The sequence below is a fragment of the Pseudalkalibacillus decolorationis genome, assembly GCF_024609785.1.
GTDB classification, from domain to species: domain Bacteria; phylum Bacillota; class Bacilli; order Bacillales; family Fictibacillaceae; genus Pseudalkalibacillus; species Pseudalkalibacillus decolorationis.
Genome location: NZ_JANHJQ010000018.1, coordinates 17983 through 40918, shown reverse-complemented (window position 1 = coordinate 40918; position 22936 = coordinate 17983). Strand labels below are relative to the sequence as shown.

Genomic DNA, 22936 nt, shown 5'->3' with positions numbered 1-22936 from the left:
AGGGTGCTTTACTCCTTTCAAGTCAGTCTTTTAAATCCATTTTCACAATTTTGTTGGACTTGTACCTTATACAACTTTACTTTTTTGGTAGTATATAAGACGAGGTCAAAATCTAGGAAAGGGAGGGTTGTATATGCACGGTCATCATGAAGTTGGAACTTTAAGTGACTTAGGGTTAACAACACTTTGGAATCCATTTGTACTTATACTCTCAGTCGCGATTCTTGGCATATATTTCTTTTACACAACGAATGGTCCAGTTAAAGAACAGGTCACCAAATTACAAAAAATATGGTTTACGGTTGCGGTACTCTGTTTCTTTTTTGCTAAAGGGAGCCCTTTAGCCATAGTAGGTCATCATTATTCATTCACTGCTCATATGATACAGATGAGTCTTTTATACTTTATAATGCCACCATTATTATTGATTGGTCTGCCTAAAGATCTATTTCGGAAGATACTTAGCATCAAATTTGTTAAACGACCGTTTCATTTTTTTACACATCCTCTGATTGCATTGGTTCTATTTAATGGGTTAATCTCGTTTTATCACTTACCTTTCATTTTTGATACAATGATGGAGCAAATGTTGTTACACGAGGTATATCATGTAGTCCTCCTAGTAAGTTCTGTATTTATGTGGTGGCCCGTTATTGCACCATTATCAGAAGAGGAACGACTGTCAGATTTACAGAAGGTAGGGTACATCTTTGCTGATGGAGTGCTCTTAACCCCAGCATGTGCATTGATTATTTTTGCTGACACGATCATTTATGAAACATACATGAATGCTCCAAGGATATTTGAATTTTTGGCACCATTGGATGACCAACAAGCTGGTGGGGTCATCATGAAAATTGCTCAGGAAATCATCTATGGAGGGATTCTTCTTTATATTCTTATTCGGTGGGTCCGAAAAGAGCGTACGAAAGACAAGGAAGAAGAAGAGAAAATAATTCAAGAAGCGAGAACTAGATTATCGTTGAATGAATAGCAGAACCTTCATAATGTGTAAAAAGCGCTTGGATAAAGTATCCAAGCGCTTTTTATGCTATTTCCATGTTTTTAAGCAGATTGATGTTTTTCAATGTTTTCTTTTAATTGGTTAAGGATCTTTTTACATGTATTTACGATGCTTTTAGGAAATTCTTCATCGTATTCAACACCATGGGGATAATAGTGTTTTCCTAAGTATGGTTCCATAATTTTAATGAGTGCATGGGGTGTTTCCACTTCACCTTCCACAGCATAGCAGGGCACACGTAGGTAATAAATCTCTCCATTATCCATATTTTCGAATTTATAATCATATGTAATCCGGTCATAATCCCACTGTCCAGCTCGGATTAAGCCTACTTCGTCCATTAGATGTTCTAAAAACTCAAAATTTAGAACTTTGCCTGATAATTTAATTTCTTCAAATTTCATGGTAAAACCCTCCACATCGTTCTTATGTTCTTTCCTTCATTATAATAGTATTAATTCGGACAAGATGCAATCTTTCACAGTTTGAAAAGGATAAAAAGTTGTGATTCTACAACAAATGTACCAAAATGGTCAGACTAAACGACGAATAAACATCCTTTGTTAATGGAACATAAATGCATTAGGGATAAAATAGTTTAATACACTATTATAAGGTTCTTTATACAAGGCCTTAATGGACAAGTGCCTAGTGTTCCTGTAAAGTTAATATAAATATATATAAAGGTTGTTCAAAAAGTCCGGTAAAAATAGCTGTCGAATTTCTTCGTTGCTCGGTCTCTTCGGTCCTCACGTATTAATAGCATACGTTCCGGTCCTCGAGACTTTTCGCGCCTCGAACTTCTCGGCTCTTTTTATCCTCCTTTTTGAACACGCACGATAAAGGTTGTTCAAAAAGTCCGGTAAAAATAGCTGTCGAATTTCTTCGTTGCTCGGTCTCTTCGGTCCTCACGTATTAATAGCATACGTTCCGGTCCTCGAGACTTTTCGCGCCTCGAACTTCTCGGCTCTTTTTATCCTCCTTTTTGAACACGCACTATAAAGGTTGTTCAAAAAATCCGGTAAAAAAGTCAGTAAGGGGGAGTTCAATGAAAAGCCTAGGATTGGTCGTTTTTTTTGTTTTGCTATTGTTAGGTGTAAGCCTCGTTTACGGCGATCTCATTAAGCTCCCTCAATACACAGAAACAGAACAGAAACCAATGAAATATGAAGAAGAAAACAAGGGTGATTCATCCACTCCATTGGTAGAAGAAGGGATATCCCGTTACTTTGAAATGAGTCAAGAAGAGCTTCTTGCACAGCTTGGTGAACCCACTCGAATTGACCCTAGTCAGTATAGTTTTGATTGGTGGATTTATGGTGATAACAGTGATCAATATATCCAATTTGGAATTGAAAAAGGTAAAGTTGTAACTGCCTTTGTCCTCGGGAAAAATATAAACGTTTCTCCTTTTAAGATTGGTCAAAGCCAAGAAAAGGTTATGGAAGAAATATCAATAGAAAAATCATTACCACTGAAGATAAATGGTAACGAATATCGATTTCAACTTTCGACTGAGGAAATGAAAACCCGGCCTCTTGTGAAGATAAATGATTTGTGGGCACAATTATATTTGGATAAATTCACCGGGACTCTGGTAGCGATTCGGTACTTGAATCCTGAGACACTTCTACTTCAAAGACCATATTCGATTGAATATCGTGGTAAACTCATGCAACAACCAGAATTACCTCGTGAAGAATGGGAGGAAATTGAATCAGCTGAGGAGCTGCAGATTTTTGAGATAACCAATGTTATCCGTGAACGATATGGTGTAGCCCCAGTTGAGTGGCACGATGAAACAGCAGAAGTAGCCTATCAGCATAGTAAAGAAATGAAAGTGGAAGATTACTTTTCACACACCTCACCGGTTTCAGGACAGTTGTCAGATCGTTTGAAATCGAGAGAAATTAAATATGTAAAAGCAGGAGAAAACATAGCAGCCAATTATATTGATGGCATCGCTGCTGTTATGGGTTGGTTGAATAGTGAAGGACATAGAAAAACAATGTTAAGCGATGAATATACACATCTGGGTGTTGGTGTCTATGAGAAATACTATACACAGAACTTTCTTGTACCTTGGTGAGTAAAAGGAATGGCTTTTAAATAAGCCATTCTTTTTACGTTCTTTTCGGGCGCTTGATAATAAAAAAGCTTCCTGTTGCAACAGCAACAAGGACTCCTTCGTCATTATAAATTTTCGCTTCTGTTACAGATGTCTTGCTGCCAAGGTGTAAGATGGATGCACTGCATGTTAAGAAATTACCAACTCCAGGAGCGGTATAATTCATCTTTATTTCGGAGGTTACGGCAACTTGTGTGTCAAGAATTCGTTCATTCACTAAAGTCCCCATTGCGGTATCTGCAAGAGTAGCGCTAAGCCCTCCGTGAACAATCTCTACGGAATTATGTAAGATAGGGTGCAAAGGGATCGTCATGAGCAATTCATCACCCTCATGCTTTGTCGTTGATTGCATAAAGCTCATAATATAAGTACGGTATTTTCCTTCACGCTTTTGCCGAATCCCTTGAACTACTTGTGCTAATACAAGTGATTCCTCCTCTGTCGCGTTTGTAATAAGTTGCTTAAAATCATCTAATAACTTATCATTCAAATCCATCATTTATTAATTCCTCTCTTTTTTTAAACCCTAATTAAGTGTAACAATTTAAATTTAATTTGTGCAACAAGAAAATAGGCGAACCTTCTACTGGTTTGCGTTGTACTATATACTGTAGGTATAGGTTGAACGTAATGGGAGGAAGTATCGTGAGTAAGCAAGCGAAACAAAACAAAAGGGTCGAAGAATTCAAGATGTTTGTTCGCTCACACCCTGGATTAATCGATCATGTTAAGAGTGGGAATCAAACCTGGCAGGATGTTTTTACTGAATGGAATTTACTTGGAGAAGAACATGAGCAATGGAATTCATATAAAGAGCGAGAGCGAAAGATAGGTATTTCTTCAAAATCTTCAACACAGCAAAAAAAGAAAAGCAATAACGTGACCGATCTTTCAGTAGGTGAAGTGTTATCAATGATCAAGAACATGGATATAAACGAGGTACGTGAATATGTTTCACAATTTAGTACTGCTATAAGCGGCATACAAGAGTTGCTGCAACAATTTCAATCGTCTAAGCATCCTGGAAGACCTCCTGCTCCAAATCATCCGTTTAACCAGTATTTTAAAGATTGATAAAGGGAAGATGAAGCGATGCGAAAGGAAATTATCGATTATTTAGAACAGCGACCAGACCTTAAATACATCATCCGCGAACAACCTCAATGGTATCGAAAACTTTCTAGAGACCCGTTAGCAATACAGGAGCTTGAAAAGGAATCCAAATATTTTTATGGAAAGACATTTGGGCAAAAGGTAGATCGTTTACATGAGCAAATTGATACGTTTTCGAAACTCGTTCAGTTGTTTGGAAAATAATAAACTAAAGAGAGAGTGACCCGTATATTCAGCCATTGAGGGTTACTTTCTTTTTTTTGTCATACAAAGCAATTTTAGTATTATCCCTCATGAGATAAATTCGGATATTTTCTTATATTCCAGAGTAACCTATCGGATGAGGGAGGTATGTGTGATGATGTTTTGTTATCGAAGTCTGTTTATTGTTTTACTTATAAGTATCGTATCTGGATGTCAGGTCGCTAAGCAAGATGATATGACTCCAGTGCAAATTGATACAAATCCAGATGTGTTTAATGTAATAGAGGTCACTAACCCTAAAACTACTTATTCAATGACGGTTCGCCATATGGTAGCTAATGGTAATGTATTCGTTGAATGCTATGTACCGGATTTTGATTTTGAAAAAGAGGCAGCTGACGAAAATGAGGGGCATCTTGTCGTTTCTGTAGATCACCAAAAGCCTTATCCAGTATATAAAGCCGCTTTTGTAGTAAAAGATCTCTCCCCAGGCAAACATCATATAAAGGTCAAGCTTGTAGGTAAAGATAGATCAGCATTAAAAGGAATGGAAAAACAATTCTTTGTAAATGTAAAATAAAGCTTGGGCTTTCATAAACCAGAGCTGGATCTTCTCATTCGGATGTGTAAAGATTGGCGGATAGGGGGAGAGTTGTGGCATACTAGATATATAACCTAGGAAGGGGTGGAGGTGTTTCATATGATTGCCACGTTAGAAGGTGTGGAAATCTTAGAAGAGGCAGAACAATTAGCAGTGATATTGGCACATTCTGATGTTGCCATCCAATATAAACAAGCAAAATACAATTTGACGGTAGATACAGAAGCTCAAAAAATGATTCGCGAATTTACACGGTTAAAAGAACTTTTCGAGGAAGTTCAGCGGTTTGGTAAATACCATCCTGATTATAAAACAGTTTCAACTGAGATCCGGGTGTTGAAGAGAGAGCTGGATTTAAACGACACGGTTTCAGCATACAAGCAATCCGAAAAGGAACTTGAGAACTTATTGAATGAAATAAGTGGAGTCATTGCAGGGAAGGTATCCAGTAATATAAAGGTCCCTACTGGTAATCCATTCTTTGATAACCTTAGCTGTGGAGGCGGATGTGGCTCAGGCGGGTCATGTGGTTGTGGATAAATTATTTATGAGCTAGTCGCCTTGAAGAGGAAACTGATTCGGAAATGTGCCCCTTTGGGAGTAAAACCGAATGGGTCTCCTCTTTTTTGACACGTTAAGAAAGTATAAAAATACTTTCTATAGTATAAGCGCAACTAAGGCTCAGCCGGCGCCAAAGGCTTGGCTTTGCCAAGTTTTCTTTATCTTCATTGAGATGGGTATATTGTTTAATCCTTCCATCATAGTCTGAAACGAATACAATTATGACAAAGGTTACCACAACAAAACATTTTTTCTTGAGGTACATAAAATCTGCTCCGAAACACCAGAACATTTTCATCTTGACGTACAAAGACAAGTTCATAATGCAATCTTTTCCCTTTCATTGCTATAACAGCCGCTTTTTCAATGGCTCTATTAAGTGTTTTGGTGTCAATCGGGTTCGTTGGTGATAAGTACAGAAAAGGAGTTCCGGCTATTTTCACCCTTCTTAATTGGGTAAATAATAAAGTAGCTTTTAAATTCTCCATGAACCTTTCTGATATTATCTCAAGATCCATAATTATCAATCACCCCGCATTGTCCAGTGATTGCGCACAATTGCCAATCATGCTAGACTGAATAAAAACTGGAAAAAGGAGTACGTGTTCATGATAAAGAATCGTACTGGGTTGGCCATCTGGCTCCACTCTTTAAAATACATAAAACAGCTTCGGAAATTTGGTAATATTCATTACGTTTCAAAACGTATGAAGTATGCAGTTCTCTATTGTGATTCTAATGATAAAGATTTTATTATTCAAAAGCTAGAAGGATTACATTTTGTTAAAAAGGTTGATTTGTCTTATAAAGCATTTATCAAGACCGAATATCAGAATGCTCGTCCTGATAAGGCGAAGGAGTATGATTATAAAATCGGACTATAAGAAAAGCGCAAGCGCCCTGCTTAGCCACGAAGGTCACTGGAAGACCGACGAGGAGGCTGTTGCCGCCGCAGGAGGCCTGAAGTGATCCAAGTGGTTGGGCGCTGAAGCTGGACATTACATCCATGCCGCAAACTTTTATACTTTCTTTACTCATAAAAAAAGGGACTGACTCAACCCAGGTCTCTGGCGCCTCCATACTGGAGCAAGCCGTACCTGGTGGGTCAGTCCCTGTTTCATACCCAAACATGTTAGAAACATTGTGAAAAATGTTTATTGACCGTAAGGGATGAAACAATGGGAGAGGAGAAACCGGAGCAAAGCCTATGGGGAAATAAGCTTACTCCGTGGTTCAACGAGGATTGACTGTTTAAGTCAACCCCTAATCTTATTATTGAACAGTTCGCTGCAATTCTATACCTGTATTTAAGATTTCTCTTTTTTTGTGGTAGGATAGTGAGGAAAAAGAAAATGATAATGAGGTAAGTGCGATGAGAGTTATTTCTGGTAATCAAAAAGGAAGACGGTTGAAAGCGGTTCCGGGTACCGGAACAAGACCAACCACAGATAAAATTCGCGAGTCCATCTTTAACATGGTGGGTCCCTATTTTGACGGTGGCATGTCACTTGATTTATACGGTGGTAGTGGAGCACTGACAATTGAGGGATTGAGTAGAGGGATAAAGCAGGCGGTTATCGTTGATATGGATCCTAAGGCAATCGAAACCATTAAGGAAAATCTTCGACTGTGCAAGCTGATGGACGACGTGGAGGTCTACCGTAACGATGCAAAACGTGCATTGAAAGCACTACAAAAGAGAGATATTTCATTCCGATATGTGTATTTAGATCCCCCTTACAAAAAGCAAAAGATTGAAGCTGAAATTGAATGGCTATCCAAAGCTGACCTGCTCGAAGACAATGCTCTAATTATTGTCGAACACGATGCAAAGGTAGGGTTATCTGATCACATTGGAACATGTAAAAAAATCAAAGCAGAAAAATATAATAATACGACTGCTGTGTCCATATATATTTCTGAATCCAACCAGGAGGAAAGCTGATGAGTAAGAAACAAGCAATATGCCCGGGAAGTTTTGATCCAATTACGTTTGGTCATATGGACATTATTTCTAGGGGAGCAAATGTATTTGATGAGGTCATTATTGTCGTAGCCAACAATGAAAGCAAGGATTCTCTTTTTACTGTAAAAGAACGTATGGATTTGATTAGCAAGGCAACAAAGGATATCCCTAATGTTAAAATTGATGCATGTAATGGTCTACTTATCGACTATGTACGTACAACAGGGGCAAAGGTAATCCTAAGAGGGCTAAGAGCTGTATCCGATTTCGAGTATGAAATGCAAATAACTTCGATCAATCGTAAATTAGATGAATCTGTTGAAACATTTTTCGTAATGACAAACAATCAGTATTCTTTCCTAAGCTCAAGTATTGTAAAGGAAGTAGCGAAATATCACTCGCCTGTATCAGACCTTGTACCTCCTGTTGTAGAGGCTGCGTTGAAAGAAAAATTCTCAAAGTAAAAAGTCAAATTAAAAAGTTGTTCAAAAAATAACCAGGCTAATAGAGAATTTGTTTAAATGTGTCGTGAGGATTTGTTCAGTAAACGCCAATACATAAAGATATAAAAGAGAAGACTAATAAATGTAACAGTAGCACCAACAGTTAACAGATGATTCCAGACGTACTGTGCCCAATTAATTGATGGGTGAGATGCAAATGCAGTGACTATAGACTCGCCGGATGTTTGTGATAAATAAAATGGCTTCCAAAGTAATACAGTTAATATAGAAGCAGTAAACCCATGAAAAATTCTAGCGATAAAAAATGGTTTGAAACGGATATCTGTTTCTGCCAATATACTAGCAACTTGTGCATGCACTGAAAATCCATTAAACGCTAAAATAAAACTCACAACAACCGCTTGATGCATTAAAGTTGTTGATACTTCACTAACTTGTTGACTGCCTATCGTTATTTCAAATAGACCTGTTATGAAGGGAATACTTAGATTTTGGGAGAAACCTATAGTTCCTAGAAAGGCCGAGAGAACAGAACCTATAAATGCAATAATGTGGAATTCAGCAAGCATACGATTCAATACGGAAAATAAGAGAATGAATCCACCTATCATCAGTAAGGTCTGGATTGAATGTTGTACAGCGTCACCTAAGACCTTTCCAAGCGGCCTTTGATCACGTTGTTTGACTTCATCCATGTGATTTAGGGCATATTTAAGACGATGTTTCGGAATAACCCTAGCTCGACTTTGGGAATAATATCGATGATTAGTACCGTAAAAGCGCATCAATAATCCAACTACGATATTTCCTAAATAATGGGCAGCAACTAATACTAGACCAAGATTGGTGTTATTAAAAAAACCGACGCTCACAGCAACAAGAATAAATAATGGATTTGAACAATTCGTGAATGAAACGAGCCGCTCTGCTTCGATCTGTGTGAGCTCGTTTTCCTGTCTTAGACGTGCAGTGAACTTGGCACCTGCCGGAAATCCAGAAGAAATGCCCATCGCCCAAACAAATCCTCCTACCCCGGGTACATTAAACAGGGGTCTCATTAACGGCTCAAGTAAGATGCCGACTAACCTGACAACACCGAAGCTAATAAGCAACTCACTTATGATAAAGAAAGGCAATAATGATGGGAAAACAATGTCCCACCACGTAGTTAACCCTTTTAATGATGATTCAAAAGCGGCTTTAGGGTATACCATTAAAGAAAAAGCAAATAAGGAAGCGATTGCTGCGTACGAAATATTTTTGATTCGAGAATGAAACAATCTGAAGCCTCCCCTATCTTTGATTAATCAGAAAGTATGTTTAACACAAGCTGGAAAAGACTTTTACAAGTTGTCCTCATTTATGTATACGTACTGTGCATAAAATTAGACCAAGAGAGTCATTTTTACCTAGTAGGGGGTTTTATTCAAATGATGCAACCAAAAGTTGGTTTAGCACTCGGCTCTGGTGGGGCACGTGGGTTTGCTCATATTGGAGTTCTTAAAGCACTTCATGAAGCTCGGATACCTATCCATTTAATTGCCGGAAGCAGTATGGGGGCGTTGGTTGGCTCATTATATTGTATTGGCCATAAACCGGACGAAATGATTAAAATGGCAAAGATGTTCCGCCGGAAGTATTACATAGACTATACAGTTCCTAGGATGGGGTTTGTTTCCGGTCATAAAGTAAAACAACTTATGCATGCATTAACTCATGGAAAACGGATTGAAGAGCTGGACATCCCACTATCGATCATTGCGACAGATTTGCTAAAAGGAGAAAAAGTAGTATTAAAAGAAGGGCCTGTCTCAGATGCAGTTCGTGCAAGCATCGCCGTTCCGGGCATATTTGTACCACACCAAATCGGCGAAAAATTATTGGTCGATGGAAGTGTTATTGACAGAGTACCCGTATCTGTCCTGCAAGAAATGGGTGCTGATATAGTAATCGCTGTCGATATTTCTCATATAAAGGAAAATCCTGAAATGAATACAATTTTTGATGTGATTTTACAAAGCATAGATATTATGCAAAAAGAATTGGTTAAGACAAGTGAAATATCCTCGGATGTATTGATCCGTCCGAAAGTTCAAAAATTCAGCTCATCTGCTTTCACGCAAATCGACGAAATGATCGCGATCGGTGAGGAAGAAACGAAAAGTAAAATCAAAGATATTAAGTCTGCACTTCGTAATTGGAGGAAACAAAATGGAGAACAAACGTAAACGCTCATTTAATTTAAAGGGTCAATGGCTATGGGTTCTTGTTTTAATCGTGATCTTGGCGGTATTTTTTCCTTTACCCTATTATTTCACTCAACCGGGGGATGCAAAGGTATTAGATCCGATTATTGATGTAGAAGATGCACACAAAGCAAAAGGTACCTTTATGTTAACGACCGTTTTGGTTGGGAAAGCGAATGCAGCTGAATACATATGGGCAAAGGTAAGTGAGTATCGTGAGGTGTTCCCTGAAGACCAAATAAGAGGAACAGATGAAACCGACGAAGAGTATGAGGCACGCCAACTCCAGCTCATGCAGAGCTCTCAGGATGCCGCTACAATTGTTGCGTTTCGTGCAGCGGAGAAAGAGATTGAGATCATTAACAAAGGAGTTCTTGTGACAGGAGTCATTTCTGGCATGCCCGCAGAAAAGAAACTCGCGGTCGGAGATTTAATTATTGCGCTGAATGGTAAGGAAATTCAAACGGCTAAGCAACTTATAGATCGGCTAAAAAAATTCGAAAAAAACGAAGAGATTATGTTAACCGTTAAGAAATCAGACCATAAAGAGAATGTGAAGATTGCATTAAAGCCATTTCCGGAAAAGTTTGCCGTGCCAAGTGAAGAAGAACAATTCGGTATAGGAATTACTTATCCGGTAACCTTTACTGAGGTAGATACTGAGATTGATGTTAAGATTGATACAAAACAAATTGGCGGACCATCAGCTGGATTCATGTTTACACTTGAAATATACAACCAACTTACAGATACCGACTGGACGAAGGGATATCGTATAGCTGGTACCGGAACAATGAACACTGAAGGGGAAATTGGGCCAATCGGGGGCATAAAACAAAAAGTGGTAGCCGCAGATAACGCGGAGGCAGAAATCTTCTTCGCACCCGTGCCAGCATCAAACTACGATGATGCGAAGAAAGCTGCAGAGGATATAAATACGAACATGAAAATTGTACCTGTAAACAATTTTCAAGATGCATTGGATTATTTGGAAGGATTACAACCCAAGTAAGACACCTTATTTTTTTACAAATCGAAGCGGGGGAGTTGAGTACTCCTGTTTCCAAAGTGTAGAATGAAATTTGGAAGGGAAGCCTAGGATATAAGCCTTTGCCACCTTTAGATCAAGATCAAGCATGGGATCCTCCAATTTGGAGACCGTACTGACAATAGGGATATCAACCTTTTTCTTGATCTGATTTAGATATTGCTGACCTGTTGAACTCATGCCCAATAAGCGTATGTAAGATGGAGGTTTTCTCGTTGCGTTTTCCATTATGGATTTGTGAGTATTTGTTAGAATATGAGTACAGAGCCGTTGTAACCTTGTCCAGGTATAGCGCTTTGTCTTTACTTTATTAATAAAATCATGGAAGGTTTCAGATTTATATATTAGACCAAGTAAACGATTCTCCAACCCTTCAACACACTCATAAATTTGTGATAGTTCTTCTGGACTTGAAGTGAACAATCGGTACTTTAGTAAAGAAAAGTACTTTTCCCAATTTTGGAATTGTTGATAAGCTTGGGAGTGTTTGGATAACCCTTCAAACGTCGTCGAGGGAACGAGGTTCTTTATAGCAGACAGGGGTTGTTGTTCTTTAATTAACTCTCTCCGTATACCTGTTGCACTGGCAACACCATTTAAGGAATATCCGGTTTCATGATAGCCTGCACCAATCCTTTGGATCGTGTCAACACGGATGGTCGATTTCATTTGTCGAAGAGCATTTATGTAATGGAATCCTAGTATATTATTTGGTTTAGATAAGTCGACACTATGTTTAGGACGATCTGACATTTCCAAAAATGCATTAGACGCAGCAGCAGGGAAGCTGATACCAGACTGAACCTGATTACGTATTCTTGTGTTATAGTTCTGTTCATTCTCAGCAATAAACTGGACTGTGTTTAAAAAAGGGGAGATCTCACCAGATTCACTTCCGAAAATGATTTGTTCGCAATGTAATGCATCTAAAATTGAAACGGCCCCGAATGCAAAACAATCCGCCTTTTGTGTGGCATATGCATAAGGCAGTTCAATAACAAGGTCAATTCCAGCACTAAGCGCCATCTCGGAGCGCAACCACTTCGACACCATAGCCGGCTCTCCACGTTGAAGGAAGTTTCCGCTCATGACAGCTATGGTTAAATCAGTATTTGATTTTTTTTTAGATTCTTGTAAATGATAGAAATGACCATTATGAAAAGGATTATATTCAACGATTAGCCCTAGCGCTTTCACACTGTTCAACTCCATATCTTTAAAGGATATTCAAAATGTATACTATATCCTATTGTATCAGATTCTTGTAAGTCAAATAAAACAGGAGTAATGTGTAAAGAAAAAATGTTGACATTTTTTTTGTTGAAAGCTATAATTACTACTGTTGCCTTGAGGTGATGACATATGAAATGGTCCATACAGCAGCTGAGAAGTTTTCAGCACCAAGGACTTGAAATTGATGAAACAATTGAGTTGAATGAGATCCAAGATTTTGATTCTGAAATCCGTAATCTAACACCAGTACATGTGAAGGGATACGGTGAAATTAATCAAAATCGAGCCATTTTTCAACTTACTTTAACAGGGGAAATGACTTTACCTTGTGCAAAAACACTTGTGGATGTACATCATCCGTTTACCGTCCATTCAAATGAAATCTTTCTGTTTGACCCACAATATGATGTGGATGCCGACGAGGAGGATATTCATGTTTTGGAAGGGAATACGGTTGATTTAATACCATATATCCGTGAAAACATTCTCCTGGAAAAACCTTTAAAAGTCATCAGTACTGAACCAACCGATAACCCGCCTGCTCCTCCATCAGGTAAAGGATGGGATATTGTTGAAGAAACGGATCAAAGCGAAAAAATTGATCCAAGAATGGCTGATTTGGCTAAGTTTTTTAATAAAAACGATGAAAAAAAGTGAAGAAAAGTCAACTAGCTTGACCTTCTCTAACTGAACAATTTCGTTAAGGAGGTGGAAACCCATGGCAGTACCTTTTAGAAGAACCTCTACCACTCGTAAAAACAAGCGACGTACACATTACAAGCTGAAAGTACCTGGAATGGTAAAATGCCCGGAGTGTGGCGAATACAAGCTTTCTCACCGTGTATGCCCTGAATGTGGAACATACAAAGGAAAAGAAGTAGTTTCAAAATAATTATTTAAAACGGGGTTGATTCCATTTAATTGGGTCAACCCCGTTTATTTTTTACGGGGGAAAATCGTAATAGCATGGAGGAGTACTTATGAAAATTAAAAAGGAAGTGAAGGATGGCATTGGTTGGGTCATCTTAAACCAGCCTTCTAGACGTAATGCGATTGATCTTGAGATGATTGGTCTTCTTAAACTACCCTTACTGATCTAGAAAATGATCCAAATGTAAAATTGTTAGCAATTACCGGAGAGGGATCTGAAGCTTTTTGTTCGGGTGGAGATCTCTCAGTGTTTCATAATCTACATACTGAAGAACAAGCCTATCAAATGCTTTCCAAAATGAGTGCTGTCTTATTTCAATTATTCACATTTCCAAAACCTACGATTGCTTTATTAAATGGCACAGCGATTGGTGGCGGATGTGAAATCGCTACTGCATGTGATTTTCGTATTGCCTGCTCTCATGTGAAATTTGGATTTATACAAGGCAAACTAGGTATTACTACTGGTTGGGGAGGCGGCACCTATTTGTTGGAGCGCCTTGATCGGGCTACTGCTCTTGAAATCTTGCTTTCATTACAAACTTATCTAGCTGAACAAGGTCTTGGATATCGCTTTTTCCAGAAGGTAGTAAAAAAGGAGAGGGCCATACAACAATTTAATGAATGGATCTTCCCGATGATAAAGCTTTCTTCTAGTGTATTAAAGGCTTATAAAAAAAGAATTTTAGATGGTACAGATATAACCGGGCTAAAGGTGCGCGTTGATAGAGAGATTAGAGAGTGTGCAAGGCTTTGGGAAACGGATGAGCACCATGAAGCGGTAAAAAAGTTTTTAAATCGTTAATAAGACGTGGATCAGAAGTCTATCTTCTCTAGTAACTGCATATGTTGGTACTAAAGTAGAATGTTTGGAGGGATGCAGGTGGGTACAACACGCCAGGATGCCTGGAACAATGATGAAGATCTATTACTAGCCGAAGTTGTTCTCCGTCATGTAAGGGAAGGCGGTACACAGCTTGCCGCATTTGAAGAGGTAGGAAAGAAGTTATCACGAACATCAGCTGCATGTGGATTTAGGTGGAATTCACTCATACGAAAACAATATGAAGCGGCGATAACGATTGCGAAAAGCCAGCGGAAACAAACAATGAGCGAGCGATCTGCAAAAGAAAAGTCCAAAAAGAAACAACTTCAACAGGAGCAATCTCAGAACTACCCAGAACGGATTGAGACGGTTAACAGGACAGAACATTCTTTGCCATCATTTAGTTTAGAAGATGTTATTCGTTATTTACAAACCATGCAGCAAGATAAACTTCATCAAAACACACTTGAAATGGAAAATAAAAAATTACATGAAATGATCGAAGAATTTAAAAAACAAAATGATCGATTAAAGGTCGATTTTGACCAACTACAGAAGAACTTTGAAAATGTAAATGAAGATTATCGAACGATGCTGAATTTTATGGAACGTGCTCGGAAATTAGCTGTAACAGATGATTCGCAAGCCAATCAAGTGAAGTTTCAGATGGAATATAATGGAAACCTTCAAAAAGTAGAAAAGTAAAGGGGATGACCCGCAAGTGTCTAGCTACTCTTAGGTAGAGTTGCTTGATTCTTAGCTTTTGGGTCATCCCCTTCGGTATATAACAAGTGAAGTTATGAAACATCAGTATTTTTAACAGGGCTATCCTTTTCAGTAGGCTCTTGCTCTGCAACCCCGTGAGGGTACCAAACATAAGGGTTTTCTCCTCGATCCCGACCAGGATTGTATGTGACAGATTCAAACCCCATCTTCTCCCAAAATTCACTGGAGTAATGTCTAGCGTTGGTCTTTACTGGGAGATTAAATGATTTAGCAAAATTCACAAGAGCGCTTCCAAAACCTTGCCCATGGTAATTTCGTAAAACTTCTAACTTCCATAGTTCCAAGTAGTCCTGTGGTGGATCAAAATAACGATCATAATCCCCATCAATTTGATACAGACTCATTCTAGCGACAAGCATGTTACCGTAATAGATTCCATAAAACGGAGACTCACTATCGTTTTCGATAATATTCTCTTGAAGATCTTCAAGCATAGAAAGCTCTTGAATCCCGTATTCTTTAAATTTCTTAAATTCTTCAAGGGTCTTAAAATTGATAAGAAGTCGTTGTACTTTATACATGTTGAGATATCCCCCTTCGATTCATTTCCCATTCTTTCTAGAGGTTGTTCAAAAAGTCCGTTAGTTTTGAACACACACTTCTACTTTTATTATATAATAAAGTAACGAAAAATTCTGCTTTAATGAAAAAATCATGCAGAATTCTACATAAAAACAGGATTTCCTACAATCCATGTTGAAATTAGTTAACTGAAACAGAGAGATAAAGGAGGAGATGGTTTGAGAAAAGTCCTTATCGCAAACCGAGGAGAGATAGCAGCTAGAATTGTTAAGACATGTGAAAAGCTTGGGATTGAGACGGTTATTTTGTATTCACAAGCTGACAGTGATCTTCCATACGTGAAGAATGCTAAAGTAGCCTATGAGATTGGTGAACCACCAGTCGTGAAGTCATATTTACGTGGTGACCGGATTCTTGAGATCGCACAGACCGAAAAAGTAGATGCGATACATCCAGGGTATGGTTTCTTATCAGAGAATGCTGATTTTGTTCGAAAAGTTGAAAACGCTAACATTACGTTTATCGGGCCTCGTGCAGATGTTGTTGAAGCAATGGGGGATAAGGTTCGCGCGCGTGATACAATGAAGGATGCAGGGGTGCCCGTAGTTCCCGGAAGTGACGGTCCAATAGATGATGTCGAACAAGCTGTTGGATTAGCAAATAAGATTGGTTATCCTGTAATGATTAAAGCAAGTGCCGGTGGTGGTGGAATCGGAATGCAACGTTGTGATGATGAGAAAACCTTACGTGCTGCGTTTGTATCAAGCCAAAACCGTGCAAAAGCTTATTTCGGAAATGACGAAATGTTTATGGAAAAATTTATTTCGAACAGTCGTCATATCGAAGTGCAAATCTTTGGAGATGATGAAGGGAATATCGTCCATCTGTTTGAACGAGATTGCTCGATTCAGAGAAGGCATCAGAAGGTCGTTGAGGAAACACCATCACCGTTTTTGTCGGAGGAAGTGCGTACCCAGATTTGTACTGCTGCTGTACAAGCCGCTAAACATGTTAAATATACGAACGCAGGAACGGTTGAATTTATCGTTGACGAAGAGGAGAACTTCTATTTCCTTGAAATGAATACGAGGTTACAGGTGGAACATCCTGTAACAGAGATGGTAACAGGGTTAGATTTGGTAGAATGGCAACTTGATGTGGCAGATGGCAAGCTACTACCGAAATCTCAGGATGAAATCACAAGAAAAGGTCACAGTATTGAGTATCGAATATACGCAGAAGATCCGAACACTTTTTTACCTTCTCCGGGATCGATTACTGATTTCGTATATCCCGAACAAGAAGGTGTTCGTGTAGATACGGGGTATGATGCTAATTCACAGGTTACGCCCTTCTATGATCCAATGGTTGCAAAGGTAATCATACATGGAAGAGATCGAACTACCGCAATTGAAAAATCATTAGCCTTTTTTACACAATGGAAGCTAAAGGGCATTAAACACAATGGTCCACTTTTTGAAAGCCTTTTAAAGGATGAACAATTTCAAAAAGGTAACTATACTACACAGTTTTTAAATCAACGTTCAACAAAAGTAAATAATTAGGAGTGGTCAACATGAAGGAAATAACAGCATCAATGGCAGGAACAGTATTGAATGTATTAGTATCAGAAGGTGAGTCAGTATCGGCAGGACAAACTGTAATGATGTTAGAGTCGATGAAAATGGAAATCCCAATTGAAGCAACAGAAGCGGGAGAAGTAAGTACTGTCAACTTTAACGTTGGGGATTTCGTTAATGAAGGGGACGCACTTGTTGTCCTAAAATAATGAGCGTGAGTGAAAAGACAGGATGCCTCTTGATACTTAGAAATGAATGAGCGCTCGTTCTGTATGCAGTTATGAAGGAGGAATTTGATGTCGAAAACATTAAATGAAACATTGCAAACAACAACTGAACGAATTGAAAGCGGTGGTGCAGAGAAGTACCATAAGAAGCTGGATTCGCAAAATAAATTATTTGCCAGAAAACGCCTTGAATTATTATTCGATGATGGTTCATACAAGATTGAAGACGGTAAGTTTGCGAATAATAAAGCAGAAGGGTTACCTGCTGATGGTGTTGTAACTGCAATCGGTAAAGTCGGAGGCAAAACGGTTTGCGTAATGGCAAACGATTCAACTGTAAAAGCAGGATCGTGGGGAGCACGTACCGTTGAGAAAATTATTCGTATTCAAGAAACAGCAATGCGGTTAAAGGTGCCGATGTATTATCTTGTCGATTCTGCTGGAGCACGAATAACCGATCAAATCGAGATGTTCCCGAACCGACGTGGAGCGGGAAAGATTTTTTATAATCAAGTTAAAATGTCAGGAATGATCCCTCAGGTCTGTGTCCTATTCGGGCCATCAGCCGCAGGTGGAGCTTACATTCCGGCATTCTGTGACATCGTTATTATGGTTGATAAGAACGCATCAATGTATCTTGGATCACCGCGTATGGCTGAAAAAGTAATTGGTGAAAAGGTGACACTAGAAGAAATGGGTGGAGCACGAATGCACTGCAGTATAAGTGGATGTGGGGATGTTCTTGCTGAATCTGAAGAAGAAGCAATTGATTCAGCACGCCACTACTTATCTTACTTCCCTGGGAATTATGAAAGTAAGCCGGCAAAAGTTAAAGTGAAAGCACCTAAGATTGATAAGAACCTTTCAGAGATCGTCCCTGAAAATCAAAATGTTCCGTTTGATATGTATGATTTTATTAATGGTTTGATTGATGATGGAAGTTTTTACGAAATGAAAAAGCTTTTTGCTCCTGAGATGATTACAGGATTTGCTCGCTTGAATGGAGCACCTGTTGGAATTATTGCAAATCAGCCGAAAGTGAAAGGCGGTGTTCTTTTCGTTGATTCAGCCGATAAAGCTGCAAAGTTTATTACACTTTGCGATGCCTTCTCAATCCCACTCTTATTCCTTGCGGATGTGCCAGGTTTCATGATTGGAACAAAGGTTGAACGAGCTGGAATTATCCGTCACGGAGCAAAATTAATTGCAGCAATGAGTGATGTAACGGTTCCAAAGATTTCAGTTATTGTTAGGAAAGCTTATGGTGCTGGTCTATATGCAATGGCAGGACCTGCTTTTGAGCCGGATTGTTGCATTGCACTGCCTACTGCTCAAATTGCTGTAATGGGACCAGAAGCTGCTGTAAATGCCGTCTATTCCAATAAAATCAACGAGATTGAAGATCCGAAAGAACGAATTCAATATGTACAAGAAAAGCATAAAGAATATAAAGAACATATCGATATTTACAAGCTCGCTTCAGAAATGATCGTAGATGATATCGTCTCCGCTGATCAATTGCGAGATGAGTTGATTGATAGATATGCTGGATATGAATCTAAGGAAATGGTATTCAGTGAGCGTAAGCATCCAGTATATCCAGTCTAGTTATTGTATAATGTTTAGGGGAATACTATAGGATTGGTTAAGAGTTAGTGAAGTGCCAGACTCCGCTTTTCATGTAACATTTAGGATTAAATGTTGCACGTCAGGCTGTCTGGCACTTTTTTCATGCTCTTTAACTTGTAAAAAACATGGCTTAAATGGTAATTGAATGATTTATACATTTTCATCATTGTGCTACTATTAAGAAAAATACTAGTACGAAAGTTGGGAACCTGAATGCGAGTAGCAATTATTGGTGGGGGCTCGGTAGGCCTACTCTTTGCTGCCTATCTTCAAAAGAACAGACACGAGGTTACATTATATGTTAGAAGGAAGGAACAGCAAACCAATCTACAACAGTCTGGTTTAGTTGTACATTCATTGAAGACTGAGTTTACGACTCATCCGAAAGTGAGAATTCTCGATACGTCACCTCAAGAATCCTATGATTTGGTTATCGTTGCAGTTAAGTCATATGATCTTGAACTCGTGTTACCAATCCTCGCAAATGGCTTTAACCATTCACGATCGCTATTATTACTGCAAAATGGGATGTTACATACAAGGTGGATTTCCGATTTGACGATGTTTTCTGTATATCTTGGTTCAGTGGAGCACGGTGCGTTAAGAGAATCGGATACTGAGGTTCTTCATACAGGGGTTGGTCGAACGAAAGTGGCACCTTATTTAGATGGTCGATCAGGTCTGAATTGGGATAAGCTTTCCATCGATGTATTTCCATTTCAACAAGAAGCGGATTGGTACAATATGCTATGTAAGAAATTAATGATTAATACTGTAATCAACCCCTTAACTGCATTACTTAGAGTGAAAAATGGCGACCTGCTCGAACAATCGAATTGGCTACAAATGATGGAACGTTTATTTCAGGAAACGTGTAGGGTGATGGATGTAAGTGAAATCGAAACCTCGTGGAAAGAATTGATCAACGTTTGTGAGAATACTTCAAGTAATAAGTCTTCGATGCTCCGTGATATTGAAAACGGTCATAGAACGGAAATCGATGCGATTACAGGATATGTGTTAATGGTGGCTGAACAAAAAGGAATACCAATACCTTATAATCAATTTATTTATCAAGCGATTAAAGGGATGGAAGACCATAATTGAACGGGGAGGACTAAATGGTGGTCGATATTCTCGCAGGTTCTTTAGCAACGCTCGTTACTGCTCCGCTGCTGGTTTGGTTTATTATATACGGATCGATGAAGAAACTGACACATAAAAAGAAAAAGTCATTTCATTTCGCATCAGATATAACGACCTTTTTTCTAATAGCCTCAGTACTGTCGATAGCCCATACGATCTGGAACCATTCTTTACTGTGGCCAATTATGGTGTTGCTGTTACTCATATTCAGTTGTATTACATGGCTTTATTGGAAGCAGGATAAGGATATCGAATTGATCAAAATTATAAAAACAGCATGGCGGTTCAATTTCTTACTGTTTTTTATGTGTTATTTACTTTTATGTGCATACGGATTAATCACTAGAATTATTTCGGTCTGATCGTAAGCATATTCGTTTGGGAAGCCCCCGTGAATCTGCTATACTCATAATCGGAATGTCGTTGATTCTTAGAGAGGAAGAAAAATGTATGAAATCTAGAGAGATACCTTTTCAACATAATAACGACTTTTATAGTGCTTATCTGGATGGCAGACCTGATGTTCGTGAACAGTTCGATTATAATCCATTTGAACAAAAGAGTTATCAGGAACGGTGGAAGGAAATTCAGGAACGCTCTTTTCCGAGGGAATCTCTCCATGAACATTTGATTACGTATCATCAAAAGTTTCCCACTTCAATACATACACGTACAAATATTGATAAATTGAAAGATTCCGATTCAACCGTGGTTGTCACAGGTCAACAAGCAGGTTTGCTGGCAGGGCCGTTGTATACGATACATAAGTGCATCTCAGCGATTCGCCTTGCTAAAGAACAAGAACGGAACTTAGGAACTCCTGTTATACCCATATTTTGGATTGCGGGTGAAGATCACGATTTTGATGAAATTAATCATATTTATATCCCTGCTACAGGACGTACGAATAAGAAAAAACTGGATTTGCTTGAAGGCAATCGATCGGTATCAAGGATTCCATTACCAAAGGAGAAGCTTTCACATTGGGCAGAAGAAATTGTTCGTTCATTAGGTGAAACAGTTCATACACAGGAAGTTAAAGATCTAATTCGTGATGCGATACAAGATACGGAAACGATCACAGACTTTTTTGCTTATATTATGCTCGTTCTTTTTGCAGAAGAAGGGATTGTAATGCTCGACTCCAATCATAATAAGTTACGTGAAATCGAGTCCACTTTCTTTAATGAGTTGGTTGAGGATAACGAGAAAATAGATGATACATTTCAAAAAGAGATTAAAATGTTAAAGCAAAAAGGGTTTTCAGTACCTGTTGAGACGGAGTCAAATCAAGCACATCTCTTTGTCGAGGTGCATGGAAATCGTGTATTGTTACAGCGTGATGGAGACGCATTTAGAGGGAAGAAAAATGAATGTATGTACACGAGAAATGAATTAGCCGCTATAGCTACTGAACAACCGGAGCGTCTTAGCAATAATGTCGTAACTCGTCCATTAATGCAAGAAAATCTACTACCGACACTTGCTTTTGTTGCTGGTCCAGGCGAAATAGCTTATTGGGGTGTGTTGAAATCGATATTCCATGAGTTTGGATTCAAAATGCCCCCGGTAATGCCGCGTTTGTCGTTAACGATATTAGAGCCACACATCAAGAAAATGATGAATGAAAAGGAGCTTGATTTGAGAAATACCATTTATGGTGGTGTAGCTAATGCCAAGCAAATCTGGTTAGATCAAAGGACCGAATGGGATCTTAATAACGAATTTACAAATGCAAAGGAACAAATTGATAAGACTCATAAGGTGTTGCGTGGCATGACGATCGATATTGACAATGGATTAATGCCTCTTGCCGAAAAAAACGGGCAGATACTCCAAGAGCAACTCGATTTTTTCAAAACAAAGCTAGAAAAGTCAATCCAGTTAAAGTATGAGCATGAATTAAGGAAGTTTCACGAGATTGAGCTAAACATTAAGCCAGATGGAAAACCTCAGGAACGCGTGTACAATGTCGTTTATTATTTAAATCGATATGGATTCAGCTTCATCACTGAGCTTACCTCTTTACAATATGAATGGAATGGAAATCCAAAGGTGATCTATACGTAAAATTCCAATCATTTTCATAAAACTTTTTAAAAAATCCTGCTTTCAACAGCAGGATTTTTTTGTGTTTGGACGAATATTAAAACATGTGGTGGAAAGTGGGGAGTTGTGGTAGACTTAGGGTAGTTTGTGGGGGAGGGACCAGATCATGTTCATGGGAGAGCATCTACATACCATTGACGACAAAGGAAGAATGATCATCCCTTCAAAGTTTCGTGAAGAATTAGGCTCCACATTCGTACTGACAAGAGGATTAGACCAATGTGTTTTTGGTTACCCTCTAGATGAATGGAAACAACTAGAAGAAAAGTTGAAAGCACTCCCGTTTACAAAGAAAGATGCTAGAGCATTTACACGGTTCTTCTTTTCCGGTGCGGCAGAATGTCAACTAGATAAGCAAGGCCGTGTGAATGTCGCCTCGACTTTGAGACAATACGCAAAGCTAGACAAGGATTGTGTGGTTATCGGGGTTAGCAATAGGATTGAAATCTGGAACAAGCAAACTTGGGAAGATTACTTCTCGCAGTCTGAAGATTCATTTGGAGAGATTGCTGAAAGTTTAATGGATTTCGATCTTTAACCTTTATGATTAGTTGAGCATCATTAAAGCGTGGAGCGGTTTTAGAGAAAATGAG

At 38.7% G+C, this 22936-nt stretch carries 27 protein-coding genes and 1 pseudogene; 22 read left to right on the top strand and 6 right to left on the bottom strand.

Annotated features, from left to right (window positions below; all coding sequences use genetic code 11):
• Window positions 1-133 precede the first annotated feature (133 nt).
• On the top strand, window positions 134-994 hold the full coding sequence (locus NON16_RS16820) for a cytochrome c oxidase assembly protein (protein ID WP_257350587.1): 861 nt from the start codon (window positions 134-136) through the stop codon (window positions 992-994).
• Between the two features lie 71 nt (window positions 995-1065).
• Here NON16_RS16820 and NON16_RS16815 read toward each other — a convergent pair whose 3' ends face one another.
• Complete coding sequence (locus NON16_RS16815) at window positions 1066-1428, bottom strand: YugN family protein (protein WP_257350586.1); 363 nt, start codon at window positions 1426-1428, stop codon at window positions 1066-1068.
• Between the two features lie 644 nt (window positions 1429-2072).
• Here NON16_RS16815 and NON16_RS16810 point away from each other — a divergent pair.
• On the top strand, window positions 2073-3113 hold the full coding sequence (locus NON16_RS16810) for a CAP domain-containing protein (protein ID WP_257350585.1): 1041 nt from the start codon (window positions 2073-2075) through the stop codon (window positions 3111-3113).
• Between the two features lie 34 nt (window positions 3114-3147).
• On the opposite strand, the gene NON16_RS16805 is transcribed toward NON16_RS16810, so the two are convergent.
• Window positions 3148-3651 carry a PaaI family thioesterase gene (locus tag NON16_RS16805; RefSeq protein WP_257350584.1) on the bottom strand — a complete coding sequence of 168 codons (504 nt, stop codon included), beginning with the start codon at window positions 3649-3651 and terminating at the stop codon, window positions 3148-3150.
• A gap of 146 nt (window positions 3652-3797) precedes the next feature.
• Here NON16_RS16805 and ylbD point away from each other — a divergent pair, with 146 nt between their 5' ends.
• From ylbD to NON16_RS16785, 4 genes are all read left to right on the top strand, one after another.
• Entirely contained in the window at window positions 3798-4226 is a 429-nt protein-coding gene (gene ylbD / locus NON16_RS16800; RefSeq protein WP_257350583.1) for a YlbD family protein, read from the top strand.
• Between the two features lie 18 nt (window positions 4227-4244).
• Complete coding sequence (locus NON16_RS16795) at window positions 4245-4469, top strand: YlbE-like family protein (RefSeq protein ID WP_257350582.1); 225 nt, start codon at window positions 4245-4247, stop codon at window positions 4467-4469.
• A 154-nt stretch (window positions 4470-4623) separates the two neighbouring features.
• Window positions 4624-5049, top strand: a complete 426-nt coding sequence (locus tag NON16_RS16790) for a hypothetical protein (protein WP_257350581.1) — start codon at window positions 4624-4626, stop codon at window positions 5047-5049.
• Between the two features lie 120 nt (window positions 5050-5169).
• Window positions 5170-5610, top strand: coding sequence for a YlbF/YmcA family competence regulator (locus NON16_RS16785; protein ID WP_257350580.1), 441 nt, complete (start codon window positions 5170-5172; stop codon window positions 5608-5610).
• A 218-nt stretch (window positions 5611-5828) separates the two neighbouring features.
• Here the strand turns inward: NON16_RS16785 and NON16_RS16780 are convergent, their stop codons facing one another.
• Window positions 5829-6149, bottom strand: a complete 321-nt coding sequence (locus NON16_RS16780) for a hypothetical protein (RefSeq protein WP_257350579.1) — start codon at window positions 6147-6149, stop codon at window positions 5829-5831.
• Window positions 6150-6239: 90 nt separating this feature from the next.
• On the opposite strand from NON16_RS16780, the gene NON16_RS16775 reads away from it, so the two are divergent.
• The 3 genes and pseudogenes from NON16_RS16775 (at window position 6240) to coaD (ending at window position 8061) form a co-directional block, all read left to right on the top strand.
• Window positions 6240-6515 carry a YlbG family protein gene (locus tag NON16_RS16775; RefSeq protein WP_257350578.1) on the top strand — a complete coding sequence of 92 codons (276 nt, stop codon included), beginning with the start codon at window positions 6240-6242 and terminating at the stop codon, window positions 6513-6515.
• Window positions 6516-6994: 479 nt separating this feature from the next.
• Window positions 6995-7576 (top strand): annotated as a pseudogene (gene rsmD, locus NON16_RS16770) (16S rRNA (guanine(966)-N(2))-methyltransferase RsmD); the annotation flags it as partial.
• A complete protein-coding gene (gene coaD, locus NON16_RS16765; protein ID WP_257350577.1) occupies window positions 7576-8061 on the top strand; it encodes a pantetheine-phosphate adenylyltransferase in 486 nt (161 codons plus the stop codon). The pseudogene rsmD and the gene coaD, both read left to right, overlap by 1 nt.
• A 53-nt stretch (window positions 8062-8114) precedes the next feature.
• On the opposite strand, the gene ylbJ is transcribed toward coaD, so the two are convergent.
• Window positions 8115-9341, bottom strand: coding sequence for a sporulation integral membrane protein YlbJ (gene ylbJ, locus NON16_RS16760; protein WP_308216622.1), 1227 nt, complete (start codon window positions 9339-9341; stop codon window positions 8115-8117).
• A gap of 150 nt (window positions 9342-9491) precedes the next feature.
• Between ylbJ and NON16_RS16755 the strand changes: the two genes are divergently transcribed.
• Window positions 9492-10289 carry a patatin-like phospholipase family protein gene (locus tag NON16_RS16755; RefSeq protein ID WP_257350576.1) on the top strand — a complete coding sequence of 266 codons (798 nt, stop codon included), beginning with the start codon at window positions 9492-9494 and terminating at the stop codon, window positions 10287-10289.
• Window positions 10273-11319, top strand: a complete 1047-nt coding sequence (locus NON16_RS16750) for a SepM family pheromone-processing serine protease (RefSeq protein WP_257350575.1) — start codon at window positions 10273-10275, stop codon at window positions 11317-11319. Before NON16_RS16755 ends, NON16_RS16750 begins: the two co-directional genes overlap by 17 nt.
• 6 nt (window positions 11320-11325) lie before the next feature.
• Here NON16_RS16750 and NON16_RS16745 read toward each other — a convergent pair whose 3' ends face one another.
• Complete coding sequence (locus NON16_RS16745) at window positions 11326-12552, bottom strand: nucleotidyltransferase (RefSeq protein WP_257350574.1); 1227 nt, start codon at window positions 12550-12552, stop codon at window positions 11326-11328.
• A gap of 165 nt (window positions 12553-12717) precedes the next feature.
• Between NON16_RS16745 and NON16_RS16740 the strand changes: the two genes are divergently transcribed.
• From NON16_RS16740 to NON16_RS16725, 4 genes are all read left to right on the top strand, one after another.
• On the top strand, window positions 12718-13245 hold the full coding sequence (locus tag NON16_RS16740) for a YceD family protein (RefSeq protein ID WP_257350573.1): 528 nt from the start codon (window positions 12718-12720) through the stop codon (window positions 13243-13245).
• Between the two features lie 61 nt (window positions 13246-13306).
• Window positions 13307-13480 (top strand): 50S ribosomal protein L32, encoded by a 174-nt coding sequence (gene rpmF / locus NON16_RS16735; protein WP_257350572.1) that lies wholly within the window; start codon window positions 13307-13309, stop codon window positions 13478-13480.
• A 228-nt stretch (window positions 13481-13708) separates the two neighbouring features.
• Complete coding sequence (locus NON16_RS16730; RefSeq protein ID WP_257350571.1) at window positions 13709-14323, top strand: enoyl-CoA hydratase/isomerase family protein; 615 nt, start codon at window positions 13709-13711, stop codon at window positions 14321-14323.
• Window positions 14324-14401: 78 nt separating this feature from the next.
• Complete coding sequence (locus NON16_RS16725) at window positions 14402-15049, top strand: RsfA family transcriptional regulator (protein WP_257350570.1); 648 nt, start codon at window positions 14402-14404, stop codon at window positions 15047-15049.
• A gap of 92 nt (window positions 15050-15141) precedes the next feature.
• On the opposite strand, the gene NON16_RS16720 is transcribed toward NON16_RS16725, so the two are convergent.
• Entirely contained in the window at window positions 15142-15651 is a 510-nt protein-coding gene (locus NON16_RS16720) for an N-acetyltransferase (RefSeq protein ID WP_257350569.1), read from the bottom strand.
• Between the two features lie 219 nt (window positions 15652-15870).
• Here NON16_RS16720 and NON16_RS16715 point away from each other — a divergent pair, with 219 nt between their 5' ends.
• The 7 genes from NON16_RS16715 (at window position 15871) to mraZ (ending at window position 22881) form a co-directional block, all read left to right on the top strand.
• A complete protein-coding gene (locus NON16_RS16715) occupies window positions 15871-17217 on the top strand; it encodes an acetyl-CoA carboxylase biotin carboxylase subunit (protein WP_257350568.1) in 1347 nt (448 codons plus the stop codon).
• Between the two features lie 11 nt (window positions 17218-17228).
• Window positions 17229-17441 carry an acyl-CoA carboxylase biotin carboxyl carrier protein subunit gene (locus NON16_RS16710; protein ID WP_257350567.1) on the top strand — a complete coding sequence of 71 codons (213 nt, stop codon included), beginning with the start codon at window positions 17229-17231 and terminating at the stop codon, window positions 17439-17441.
• An 87-nt stretch (window positions 17442-17528) separates the two neighbouring features.
• Window positions 17529-19067, top strand: a complete 1539-nt coding sequence (locus NON16_RS16705; RefSeq protein WP_257350566.1) for an acyl-CoA carboxylase subunit beta — start codon at window positions 17529-17531, stop codon at window positions 19065-19067.
• 234 nt (window positions 19068-19301) lie between these two features.
• The gene (locus tag NON16_RS16700; protein WP_257350565.1) at window positions 19302-20195 is read left to right on the top strand and encodes a 2-dehydropantoate 2-reductase; all 894 of its coding nucleotides are present in this window, start codon (window positions 19302-19304) and stop codon (window positions 20193-20195) included.
• Between the two features lie 14 nt (window positions 20196-20209).
• Window positions 20210-20596, top strand: coding sequence for a DUF3397 domain-containing protein (locus NON16_RS16695; protein WP_257350564.1), 387 nt, complete (start codon window positions 20210-20212; stop codon window positions 20594-20596).
• Between the two features lie 88 nt (window positions 20597-20684).
• Window positions 20685-22304, top strand: a complete 1620-nt coding sequence (gene bshC, locus NON16_RS16690) for a bacillithiol biosynthesis cysteine-adding enzyme BshC (RefSeq protein WP_257350563.1) — start codon at window positions 20685-20687, stop codon at window positions 22302-22304.
• A 145-nt stretch (window positions 22305-22449) separates the two neighbouring features.
• Complete coding sequence (gene mraZ / locus NON16_RS16685) at window positions 22450-22881, top strand: division/cell wall cluster transcriptional repressor MraZ (protein WP_257350562.1); 432 nt, start codon at window positions 22450-22452, stop codon at window positions 22879-22881.
• Window positions 22882-22936 lie beyond the last annotated feature (55 nt).

Coding starts and splice junctions, on each gene's coding strand:
- NON16_RS16820 (WP_257350587.1), top strand. CDS start 134: ATGCACGGTCATCATGAAGTTGGAACTTTAAGTGACTTAGGGTTAACA.
- NON16_RS16815 (WP_257350586.1), bottom strand. CDS start 1,428: ATGAAATTTGAAGAAATTAAATTATCAGGCAAAGTTCTAAATTTTGAG.
- NON16_RS16810 (WP_257350585.1), top strand. CDS start 2,073: ATGAAAAGCCTAGGATTGGTCGTTTTTTTTGTTTTGCTATTGTTAGGT.
- NON16_RS16805 (WP_257350584.1), bottom strand. CDS start 3,651: ATGATGGATTTGAATGATAAGTTATTAGATGATTTTAAGCAACTTATT.
- NON16_RS16795 (WP_257350582.1), top strand. CDS start 4,245: ATGCGAAAGGAAATTATCGATTATTTAGAACAGCGACCAGACCTTAAA.
- NON16_RS16790 (WP_257350581.1), top strand. CDS start 4,624: ATGATGTTTTGTTATCGAAGTCTGTTTATTGTTTTACTTATAAGTATC.
- NON16_RS16785 (WP_257350580.1), top strand. CDS start 5,170: ATGATTGCCACGTTAGAAGGTGTGGAAATCTTAGAAGAGGCAGAACAA.
- NON16_RS16780 (WP_257350579.1), bottom strand. CDS start 6,149: ATGGATCTTGAGATAATATCAGAAAGGTTCATGGAGAATTTAAAAGCT.
- NON16_RS16775 (WP_257350578.1), top strand. CDS start 6,240: ATGATAAAGAATCGTACTGGGTTGGCCATCTGGCTCCACTCTTTAAAA.
- coaD (WP_257350577.1), top strand. CDS start 7,576: ATGAGTAAGAAACAAGCAATATGCCCGGGAAGTTTTGATCCAATTACG.
- NON16_RS16755 (WP_257350576.1), top strand. CDS start 9,492: ATGATGCAACCAAAAGTTGGTTTAGCACTCGGCTCTGGTGGGGCACGT.
- NON16_RS16750 (WP_257350575.1), top strand. CDS start 10,273: ATGGAGAACAAACGTAAACGCTCATTTAATTTAAAGGGTCAATGGCTA.
- NON16_RS16740 (WP_257350573.1), top strand. CDS start 12,718: ATGAAATGGTCCATACAGCAGCTGAGAAGTTTTCAGCACCAAGGACTT.
- rpmF (WP_257350572.1), top strand. CDS start 13,307: ATGGCAGTACCTTTTAGAAGAACCTCTACCACTCGTAAAAACAAGCGA.
- NON16_RS16720 (WP_257350569.1), bottom strand. CDS start 15,651: ATGTATAAAGTACAACGACTTCTTATCAATTTTAAGACCCTTGAAGAA.
- NON16_RS16710 (WP_257350567.1), top strand. CDS start 17,229: ATGAAGGAAATAACAGCATCAATGGCAGGAACAGTATTGAATGTATTA.
- NON16_RS16705 (WP_257350566.1), top strand. CDS start 17,529: ATGTCGAAAACATTAAATGAAACATTGCAAACAACAACTGAACGAATT.
- NON16_RS16700 (WP_257350565.1), top strand. CDS start 19,302: ATGCGAGTAGCAATTATTGGTGGGGGCTCGGTAGGCCTACTCTTTGCT.
- NON16_RS16695 (WP_257350564.1), top strand. CDS start 20,210: ATGGTGGTCGATATTCTCGCAGGTTCTTTAGCAACGCTCGTTACTGCT.
- bshC (WP_257350563.1), top strand. CDS start 20,685: ATGAAATCTAGAGAGATACCTTTTCAACATAATAACGACTTTTATAGT.
- mraZ (WP_257350562.1), top strand. CDS start 22,450: ATGTTCATGGGAGAGCATCTACATACCATTGACGACAAAGGAAGAATG.